The 8,173-nt window shown below is 60.6% G+C and carries 8 protein-coding genes; 4 read left to right on the top strand and 4 right to left on the bottom strand.

The window, feature by feature from the left end; genetic code table 11:
* Positions 1 to 283: 283 nt before the first annotated feature.
* Positions 284 to 877 (top strand): 4'-phosphopantetheinyl transferase family protein, encoded by a 594-nt coding sequence (locus ACTNBU_RS12055; protein WP_441034286.1) that lies wholly within the window; start codon positions 284 to 286, stop codon positions 875 to 877.
* A 56-nt stretch (positions 878 to 933) separates the two neighbouring features.
* On the top strand, positions 934 to 2,238 hold the full coding sequence (locus tag ACTNBU_RS12050) for a Na+/H+ antiporter NhaC family protein (RefSeq protein ID WP_441034284.1): 1,305 nt from the start codon (positions 934 to 936) through the stop codon (positions 2,236 to 2,238).
* A 35-nt stretch (positions 2,239 to 2,273) separates the two neighbouring features.
* Here the strand turns inward: ACTNBU_RS12050 and ACTNBU_RS12045 are convergent, their stop codons facing one another.
* From ACTNBU_RS12045 to murC, 3 genes are read right to left on the bottom strand one after another with little or no spacing between them, the layout of a single operon-like run.
* A complete protein-coding gene (locus ACTNBU_RS12045; RefSeq protein WP_441034282.1) occupies positions 2,274 to 3,485 on the bottom strand; it encodes an ion transporter in 1,212 nt (403 codons plus the stop codon).
* Between the two features lie 56 nt (positions 3,486 to 3,541).
* A complete protein-coding gene (locus ACTNBU_RS12040) occupies positions 3,542 to 4,081 on the bottom strand; it encodes a prolyl-tRNA synthetase associated domain-containing protein (protein WP_441034280.1) in 540 nt (179 codons plus the stop codon).
* Between the two features lie 4 nt (positions 4,082 to 4,085).
* Positions 4,086 to 5,468, bottom strand: coding sequence for a UDP-N-acetylmuramate--L-alanine ligase (gene murC, locus ACTNBU_RS12035; RefSeq protein ID WP_441034279.1), 1,383 nt, complete (start codon positions 5,466 to 5,468; stop codon positions 4,086 to 4,088).
* A gap of 236 nt (positions 5,469 to 5,704) precedes the next feature.
* Between murC and ACTNBU_RS12030 the strand changes: the two genes are divergently transcribed.
* Both ACTNBU_RS12030 and ACTNBU_RS12025 read left to right on the top strand, forming a co-directional pair.
* Positions 5,705 to 7,060 (top strand): CCA tRNA nucleotidyltransferase, encoded by a 1,356-nt coding sequence (locus tag ACTNBU_RS12030; RefSeq protein ID WP_441034277.1) that lies wholly within the window; start codon positions 5,705 to 5,707, stop codon positions 7,058 to 7,060.
* Positions 7,061 to 7,207: 147 nt separating this feature from the next.
* Positions 7,208 to 7,780 (top strand): TetR/AcrR family transcriptional regulator C-terminal domain-containing protein, encoded by a 573-nt coding sequence (locus ACTNBU_RS12025; protein ID WP_441034275.1) that lies wholly within the window; start codon positions 7,208 to 7,210, stop codon positions 7,778 to 7,780.
* A gap of 144 nt (positions 7,781 to 7,924) precedes the next feature.
* Here ACTNBU_RS12025 and ACTNBU_RS12020 read toward each other — a convergent pair.
* On the bottom strand, positions 7,925 to 8,173 hold a 249-nt coding region (locus ACTNBU_RS12020), incomplete at its 5' end, for a hypothetical protein (protein WP_441034273.1).

Here is an 8,173-nt window from a genome sequence, read left to right as displayed (position 1 = left end):
AAGCAGAGAAATAATGGCTATTTTTTCGCTTAAATTACCTTAACCAAGTGCAAATAGCGGCTAATACATTGAGCAGGAACAGGACAAAGGCTATTATTCAGAGGTTCCCTAAATTAGATATACCCAAAAGAACGCCGATTTCCTCTTTTTTTCGTAAAAAAAATTCAGGCATCTTTGGGAAAAGGAAGTCTTTACAAAGCAATGTCGAAAAGAGTACAATAAAATTGTGTAATTTTGCGAAAATCTCCCGGACTCCGGGGGCGGCGAAAGGAGAGACGGCGTCATGGACCTGTGGGCGGCGCGGCTGGACCGGCCTCTGACGGAAAGCGAGACGGCGGTCCTTCTGGAACGGCTGCCGTCCCGGCGGCGCGAGCGGCTGCTGTGGACGGACCGGACGGCCTGGCGGGAACCGCTGTGCGCCTACGCCCTCCTGACACTGGCCCTCCGGACCCGGATGGGCTGGGACGTCCTGCCGCAGATGGCCTGGTCGGACCGGGGAAAGCCCTTTTTCCCGGCGCATCCGGAGGTGTGCTTCAGCCTGAGCCACACGAATGGCGCGGTGCTGGCAGGAGTGTCCGTCGCCCCGGTGGGGGTGGACATCGAGTTCGACCGTCCGGTGGGCCGCCGGACGATGGAGCGTCTGGCCGGGACGGCGGACCGGGCGGAATTTCTCCGCTGGTGGGTCCGCCGGGAGGCGGCCGCCAAACGGGACGGCGCCGGCGTCGCCGCCGTCCTCCGAACGGAGCCGATTCTGCCGCCCGGCGTCGGATACCGGCCTCTGGAGGTGTTCCGGGGCTATTATGCCGGTGTCTGTGCGGAAGAGGCTGAACTGTCCGCCGTGGTGCGGCAATGCTCCGTGGAGGAGCTGTCCCGCTGAACAGGGGGACTTTCGCAGAGAGAAGACACAAGAAAAACGAGAGGGGAACATCCACAATGAACGAGAACAGAGGAAATTACAGGGCGCTGCTGCCCATCGGGGTATTTCTGGTGCTGTACATCGGCAGCGGCATCGCACTGGGCAGTTTTTACGCCATGCCCACGGTGTTCGTATTTCTCATCGCCCTGATGGTGGCCTTTGTCCAGAACCCGAAACTGGATTTCAACCGGAAGATCCACGTCATCGCCCAGGGACTGGCGGATGACAACATCATCACCATGTGCCTGATCTTCCTGCTGGCGGGCATTTTCTCCGGCACCATCAAGGCCGCCGGCGGCGCGGATTCCACGGTGTATCTGTTTCTGTCCCTGATCCCCGCGAAGCTGGCGGTGGGCGGCATGTTCCTCATTGCCTGCTTCATCTCCCTGTCCATGGGCACCAGCGTGGGGACCATCGCCGCCCTGGCACCCATCGCGGCGGGCATCAGCGCCTCCACCGGCTTCTCCCTGCCGCTGTGCACGGCGGCGGTGGTCTGCGGCGCCATGTTCGGCGACAACCTCTCCATGATCTCCGACACCACCATCGCGGCGGTGCGGACCCAGGGCTGCGAGATGAAGGACAAGTTCCGGATGAACTTCCTCATCGTCCTGCCGGCGGCGTTGGCCACGCTGGCGCTGTTCTTGGTCATCACGCCCCATTTGGACGCGGAGATCGAGCAGCAGGCCTTCAGCGTCATCAAGGTGGTGCCCTATCTGGTGGTGCTGGTGGGAGCCGTCCTGGGCTTCAACGTATTCGGCGTCCTCATCGCCGGAACGGTGCTGTCCCTGGCGGTGGGCCTGGGGACCGGCGTCTCCCTGACGGATCTGTTGACGGGACTGGGAGACGGCGTCACGGGCATGTACGACATCACCGTCATCTCCATCGTGGTGGCCTGCATCAGCGCCCTCATCAAGGAGTACGGCGGCATTGACGCCATTCTGTCCTTCGCACGGCGGCATATCCGCAGCAAGCGGGGCGCCCAGCTGGGCATCGCGGGACTGGTGGCGGCGGTGGACGTGGCCACGGCCAACAACACGGTGGCCATCATCATGACCGGCGCCATCGCGAAGGATATCAGCCAGGAATATGGCATTGATCCCCGGCGCACCGCGTCGCTACTGGATATTTTCGCGTCTGTCATCCAGGGCATCCTGCCCTACGGCGCCCAGCTGCTGTACGCCGTGTCCGGCGCGGGACTGGCCGCGGCGGGCCTGTCCGCCATGAGCCTGCTGCCGTATCTGTTCTATCCGTATCTCATGGCGGTCAGCGCACTGGTGTTCATCCTGTTCATCGGCGGACGGAAAAAGCAGACAAACGGATAAAGACGAACAGAGCGCCCGGCCGGGCGCTCTGTTTTTTACAGATGGATGCTGCTGGCGCTGGACAGATACTTCTGGCTGTAGAGGATCACGTGGTCGCCCTCCTGCAGCATCAGATCGCCCTTGGGGATCATGATCTTGCCCTCCCGCTTCACCATGATGATAAAGGTCTGACGGGAGATGTCCAGATCCCGGATATACCGCTTGTTCCAAGGGTGGTGGATCCGGAGGACCACTTCCTTCAGATCGATGTGCTGATCGTCCTGATAGGATTCCGCGCCCAGAACAAGGGTGTCCCCGGCCCAGAGAGTCACATTGCCCCGGGGAACGATGATCTTCCCGTTCCGCTGGATAGCTGCCACGATGACGCCGTAGGGGAGTCCGATGTCTTTCACCGTTCTCCCCGCCCAGTGGTCATCCTCCGTCAGATGGACTTTGATGAAGCGGACGGCCTCCTCACTGGCGTACTCACTGATCTGCTTGACGCGGGAGTACTGATCCACGAAGCCGGCGGAAATGATACCGGTGGGGATGGCCACCATGCCCACGCCGAGAAATGTGAGGATAATGCTGAACAGACGGCCCATATCGGTAATGGGATAGATATCCCCGTATCCCACGGTCAGCAGCGTGGACACCGCCCACCAGATGCCGGAGAAGGCGTTGGTGAACACATCCGGCTGGGCGTCGTGTTCCAGACTGTACATGCACAGGCTGGAGGCCAGCATGAGAATCAGGATGATGAACACCGACGAGAACAGCTGCTGGCGCTTGCTGGCGATGACCTCTGAAATGACGTTCAGGGAGTCGTAGTAGGCGTTGATGCGGAACAGCCGGAAGATGCGCATGACCCGGAACATCCGGAAGGCCACGCTGCCGGAGGGGAAGAAGATGGGCAGATAGTAGGGCAGGAAGGACAGCAGGTCCACGATGCCGGTAAAGGAGAACACGTATTTCAGAAAAGACCGGTACGACGGCATGCCCGGGTAGAGGAACTTTACCGTCCAGAGCCGGAGCAGGTAATCCACGAAGAAAAACGCCACCGTGACGGCTTCGATGGTCAGCAGCAGAGTGCCGTGGGCGCTGCGGATGTCGTCAAAGGTATACATCACGCTGACCACCAGGTTGACGACGATGGCCACCGCGTTCAGAAAGTCGTAGGCGCGGCTGGGATAATCGTATGTATCCCCAATCTCGATGATCTCAAAAATCCGCTTGCGGCGGCAGTCCCAGATGTTGTTCGGATCCATTGGTATCTCCCCGAAATATATGTTTCTGTCTGTTCTCTCTCAGAGGGGGGCCGCGCTCACAGCTCTACCAGCGTGACGCTGTGGCCGGTGTGGGGCAGAAACACATCCAGCAGGTCCCGGGTCCGGATACGGAGACTGCTGGTGTTCAGGCAGGGATGGCAACCGAACCACTCCGCCTGGGCCACATCCCGGTCCATGAGCAGCCGGACCCGGCGATCGGTGTCGTTCATCAGCCCCAGCACACTGGCGGAACCGGGGGTGCAGCCGATGAGCTCACTCATCAGCTCCGGCGGCGCGAAGGACAGCCGGGACGAGCCGATCTGATGGCTCAGGTCCTTGGTGTGGAAGGGCTTGTCCTCCGGCATGGTGAGAAGGTAGAACTCCGTCTTCTGCCGGTTGCACAGAACCAGGTTCTTGCAGATCCGGATGCCCAGAATGTCGCTGATGGCGGCGCAGTCCTCCATGGTGTCGGCGTGGTCATGGGAGACCCGGTCGTAGGGGATGCGCAGTTCCTCCAGCAGATCAAAGGCCGCTGCCTCGGAGGGAGACAGATCCCCCTCCGGACGGGTGTTGTGAAAGACTTGAGAGATGTTCACGCGGTCACGCCCTTTCCAGCAGCTTTTCGCCGGCCCGGTAGATGTCGCCGGCGCCCACGGTGAGGATGAGATCGCCGGGCTGCGCCAGCTCCGCCAGCCGGTCCGTCACCTTCTCCAGCGTGGAGCAGTAGATGGACCCGGGGATCTCCCGGCACAGGTCGGCGGAGGAGATGCCGGAGGTGTTGGACTCCCGGGCGGCGTAGATCTCCGCCAGAATGGCGATATCCGGCGTCTTCAGCTCCTCTACGAACCGGTCAAACAGCTTCTCGGTGCGGGAGTAGGTGTGGGGCTGGAAGGCCGCGATGACCCGACGGTAGCCCATGCCCTTCACGGACTCCAGCAGGGCGTGGAGCTCGTCGGGATGGTGGGCGTAATCGTCGTAGACGTCGGCGCCGTGATAGCTGCCCTTCTTCTCAAAGCGGCGGTTGGCGCCGGTGAAGGTTTCCAGTCCCCGCTCCACCGCCTCGCCGGGGATGCCCAGCAGATAGGCTGCGGAGGCGGCGGCCAGGGCGTTGAGGATATTGTGGCGTCCATGGACCCGCAGCGCCGCATGGGCGTACTTCTGACCGTGGATCATGACGTCGAATTCCGGACAGGCGTCCTGCTGGCCGATGTTGGCGGCGGTGCAGTCGGCGGGGTGGTCCAGACCAAAGGTGAACACCGGGCGGCCCAGATCCCGCAGGGCGTCCGCGGCGCCCTGGTCGTCGGCGTTGGCGATGACATGGCCGGAGGGGGGCACCAGCTCCGCAAACTTCCGGAAGGAGTGCTCAATGTCCTCCAGATCCTTGAAGAAGTCCAGATGGTCCGCCTCCACATTGAGGATGATGGCCTCGGTGGGGAAGAAATTCAGGAAGCTGTTGCAGTACTCGCAGGACTCCAGAATGATGGTGTCGCCCTTGCCCACCCGGTAGCCGGAGTGGAGCAGGGGCAGGGTACCGCCGATCATGACGGTGGGGTCCGCCTGGGCGGCCATGAAGATGTGGGTGCACATGGAGGTGGTGGTGGTCTTTCCGTGGGTGCCGGAGACGCACAGGGCGTTGGGATAGCTGCGCATGATGGCGCCCCAGGCCTGGGCCCGCTCATAGACGGGGATGCCCCGGGCCACGGCGCCGGCGATCTCCGGATTGCTGTCATGGACGGCGGCGGTGCGGATGACGAAGTCGCAGTCGCCCAGGTTCTCGGCGTTGTGGCCCACGGCCACGGGGATCCCGAGGGACCGCAGATGCCGGACAGTCTCACTGTCGTTCATGTCCGACCCCTGGATCTGAAGGCCCATGCCGAGGAGCACCTCCGCCAGAGGACACATGGACACGCCGCCGATGCCCACCAGATGGGCGCGCTTGCCGGGGACGATATAATCACCGATGGGATGAGGATTGTTCATCATATAGAAAACCTCCGGGCGCCGGAGCGCCGTAATCAAAATTCAGACCCATCCCGGCAGAGGACTGCCGGGAATTGCAAAATCAGGGGAAATTGATTATAATCATTATAATACATTATAATAGTACCACAAAAGGCAATTTATTATAGTACACCCGCATGGAAAAAGCAACTGAAATCCAACGGATTTCCGGGAGCGGGTGAAAAGCCCCCTGACGGGCGGAACAGGAGAGAGCGTCGATGGGCATGGAACAGCGGATACCGGAGGATGTGAGAGCGGTTTTGCAGCCCCTTCAGGCGGCGGGCCATGAGGCCTGGTGCGTGGGAGGCTGTGTCCGGGACCTTCTTCTGGGCGGCGCGCCGGAGGACTGGGACGTCACTACTTCGGCCCTGCCGGAGGAGACCATGGCTGTCTTCGGCCGCCGGGCCATCCCCACGGGGCTTCGGCACGGCACTGTCACGGTGGTGACGGGCCGGCTTCGGGTGGAGGTTACCACCTACCGCCAGGATGGGACGTATCGGGACCACCGCCATCCGGACAGCGTCTCCTTCACCCGCTCGTTGGAGGAGGACCTGCGCCGCCGGGACTTCACGGTCAACGCCATGGCACTGGGCCTGGACGGCCGCGTCCGGGACCCCTTCGGCGGCCGGACGGACCTGGAGCGGCGGGTCCTGCGGTGCGTGGGAGAGCCGGACCGCCGGTTCGGCGAGGACGCCCTGCGGATCATGCGGGGCCTGCGGTTCACGGCGGTGCTGGGATTTTCCATTGATCCCGCCACGGCGGAGAGCATCCGGCGGAACCGGGAGCTGATGAGGGACATCGCGGCGGAGCGCGTCCGGATGGAGTTGGAAAAGCTGCTGTGCGGCAGGGCCGCCGCGCGGGTGCTGCGGGACTATCCGGAGGTGCTGAGTGTATGGATGCCGGAGATCCTGCCCATGGTGGGCCTGGACCAGCGGAATCCCCACCACTGTTATGACGCGTGGGAACACACCATTCACAGCGTGGAGGCTGTCCGGCCGGACGTGGCGCTGCGGATGACCATGTTGCTCCACGACCTGGGGAAGCCCTCCTGCTTCACTGTGGACGAGCAGGGCGTGGGACATTTCTACGGCCACCCAAAGGTGAGCCGGGAACTGGCGGCGGACATCCTGCGGCGGCTGAAATTCGACAACTGCCGCCGGGATCTGATCCTCAGCCTGGTGGAGAACCACGACCGGGTATTTCCACGGACGGAAAAGGGCATCCGCCAGGCGCTGAGGCTGCTGGGCGAGGAGCGTCTGCGGCTGCTGCTGGAGGTGAAGCGGGCGGACAATCTGGCCCAGGCTCCGGCGTATCAGGCGGAAAACCAGAGGGAGATCCGCAGAGCGGAGACCATCATGGAGGACATTCTGCAAGCGGACCGGTGCTTTTCCCTGCGGCAGCTGGCCCTGAGCGGCCGGGACCTGACGGCCATGGGGATCACCGGACCGGCGGTGGGCCGGACGCTGAACGCCCTGCTGGACAAGGTCGTGGAGGAGGAACTGCCCAACGAACCCGCCGTCCTGCTGCGGACGGCGGCGGAACTGAACGGTCTGAAAGACCCCGGGGCGGATTGATGCCGCAGGTATCACAAAAGAAATCAGCAGCAGAGGAGAGAGCGTCCGTCCGGAGGCTCCTCCTTTCTTTTTATCGGGAACCATGCTACAATCAACATACAATTAATACAAAAGAAGCCGCTTCGGTTTTACGGGAGGGAGATCACCATGTCTGTGACCACAAAACGGGCACTGGCAGAGACGTTCAAAAAGCTTCTGAGCAAACGCGGACTCAACAAGATCACAGTCAAGGACATCGTGGAGGACTGCGGCGTCAACCGCCAGACGTTTTACTATCACTTTCACGACATCTATGAACTGATGGAGTGGATCTTTCAGGAGGACCTGGAGGACATTGCCAGAGAAAATCTGGATTACGACAACTGGAGCGCCGGGATGGAGGCGCTGATCTGCCGCCTCCAGGACAACCGCGGTCTGATCCTCAACGCATACAACTCCATCAACCATGAGGTGGTGACGCGCTACATCCGGAAAGTGCTGGGACCTTATTGCCAAGCGGTGGTGGAGCATCAGGCTGCCGGAATGGAGCCGCCGGCCCCTGAGGAGGACATTGCTTTTGTCACGGATCTGATCACTGTGACAGCGACGGGACTGATTATGGACTGGCTGGGACAGCAGATGCGCACCAAGGAGAGCGTGATACAGACGCTGGATAAAATCGGAGCGGCAATGAACGGCACAGTGGAGCTGATGCTCCGGAATCTGAAGGGGGAGACCTGACTTTCAGAGGAAAATGAGGTATCAGTTTCCATTGCGTTTCTGCGTCTTATGGGACGTGAAAGTAAAAGTGACGAAAAGGTGGTGTAAAATGAAAAACAGATATAAATTAAACTGATAATAAATATTCTCAACATTAATCACGCTTTACGAAAAATTCCAAATATTAGGATGTGCGGGAAAAAGAAGAAAAAAAGTGTACAAACACGGGAAAATACCGTTGACTTTTGTCGAAAGGTTTGGTATTCTTACAAAGCCGTCAGGCGAGGCGAGAGTTCCGCTGGATGACCGACGTAAGTTTGAAAAGCGGTTCAAAAAACTTCTTGACAAACCAATGCGAATGTGATATCTTTTAAAAGTTGCTGATAACAAACGGATCCGTCCGAAAGCTTCGAA

Origin of the sequence: Dysosmobacter sp. HCP28S3_G4, assembly GCF_052065175.1 — a bacterium.
GTDB lineage: Bacteria > Bacillota > Clostridia > Oscillospirales > Oscillospiraceae > Oscillibacter.
This window is presented reverse-complemented; position numbering and strand designations above follow the sequence as displayed.